The organism is Okeania sp. SIO2F4 (assembly GCF_010672385.1).
Taxonomy (GTDB): Bacteria; Cyanobacteriota; Cyanobacteriia; order Cyanobacteriales; family Microcoleaceae; genus Trichodesmium.
Window position 1 is genome coordinate 1 of sequence record NZ_JAAHGT010001346.1, and the last position, 1,681, is coordinate 1,681.

Sequence of the window (1,681 nt, forward strand, 5' to 3'; positions counted from 1 at the left end):
TGCAACTTCTTGTTTTGAGCGGTTAAAAATTTTGGGGTGAGCATAGAGAGTGTATGCTACTTTATCAATTGCTAAAACATTGCCGTTTCTATCAACTATTGGGCGTCTGGGAATGAAAGGATTTGATTGTATAGTCTGCTGCTGTTGGGCTATTTTTTGTAATGCTTTGCCCTGCACTACTTGTAAACGAAATAGGTTAATTATTAATCCTATTAAGCCCAACATCAGAAGTATCCAGACTTGGTAAAGTCTTGAGGTTCGACATTTTTCTGAGTTTTTCTTAGAGGGTGTTGAGAGTGATTTTTGACTATTATTTTTGACATAATCTGTTTCGCTTTGAGGGTTTTGATTTTTGAGATGAGAAGTAGATTTTGCTCTTTGTTTGGGGTTGAAAGACCTACGACGAAGTTGGGAATTTGAAGGAGAGTTCATATCAGTTATCAGTTATCAGTTAAAGCAAATTCCAGGTATGTGAGGTACAACGAAATAAAAACCTTTGTAGCACAGCCTTCTTGCCTGTCACAGTTGTACCTTACTCAGGTGGAATAGGCTGTATTAGTATCTCCAGCTAAAGCCTTATGCTTGAAATACTGCAGTTTATTATCCTCTTAAAAAGAGGTTTGAGACTAAATCCGGTGCACGAAGGCAGATTTACTGTGAAGGTAAGGCAGAAGCCAGAAGGCAGAAGGCAGAACGGTTAGAGATGAATTTTGAAAATCACCTTTTAATAACCGGATTTGGTTTGAGACCTAATTTTTTGGTAAAGAATGCTACACTTAGGTGACACTTCAATTATTATGTAATTAACATACTGGTAAGGTACAAAATTTTAGCTTTGAAGGAAAACTTAACTGGGAACAGGGAATAAAAAGACAAAAAGATAACTGTACCTCAGGAGCTTGAGAAAGGCTATACTTTTGATTTTTAACTTTTAATTTTGATTAATTCTTACTTTTGACTTTTGACTTTTGACTTTTAACTTCTTCAATACCCCACTGGTGTTTTGAAGAAATATTTATGATCTGAACTAGATTCTAGATAAGGTTGAGGAGGATTAGGAGCAGGACGTGGAGGTGCTGGTTCCAAAAATATTCTCTTGACAGAATCTCGTGAAGTTAAACCACTCTCAGAAGTTGATGCTTGTTCAGCTATATGATTTTTTAATAGTTCATTAGCAACACTTATCTGCTGTTCTTTTTGTCTAAGTTTTTGTAATTGTTGATATTCTGTTGTCCATTTAGACTGGCCATATATTGTTAAGCCATAAAAGGCCACACTCCCACTTGCTAATAATACCGCGACAATGGATGAAGTGAATTGCGTCGCTATCAAAGATTTTAACCACAGAGGTTTGGACTGGGGTAGGGATATGACTTGATCCTGGTTCTGTGCTTGAATTGTTTGTAAGTCTGTACCCTCTTGAGAAGTATAGTTACCATCAGATAAATTTTTTTCTGTTGGTTTCTGTCGGCGAGTTGATTTTTTTGAGATGACAGAAAAATTATTTTTTGTGGATTTATTGCTTGGGGTTGGAAATGTACTTCTGACTGCGACCATATAGTTGACCTAATACTCACATCTATAATAATTACAAAATACAATAGTATTTACTCTTGAGTATATTTTTTAATTTCTTGCTCAAATTAAAATTAAAATTTTTAATATATATTAGCTTCTCAAC

General features: G+C 35.2%; 1 protein-coding gene and 1 pseudogene. Both read right to left on the reverse strand.

The features are described from left to right. Nucleotides 1-432 (reverse strand): annotated as a pseudogene (locus F6K22_RS40290) (penicillin-binding protein 2); the annotation flags it as partial. 552 nt (nt 433-984) lie between these two features. Further along, a complete protein-coding gene (locus F6K22_RS40295) occupies nt 985-1,557 on the reverse strand; it encodes a hypothetical protein (protein ID WP_293110713.1) in 573 nt (190 codons plus the stop codon). Nucleotides 1,558-1,681: the final 124 nt, after the last annotated feature.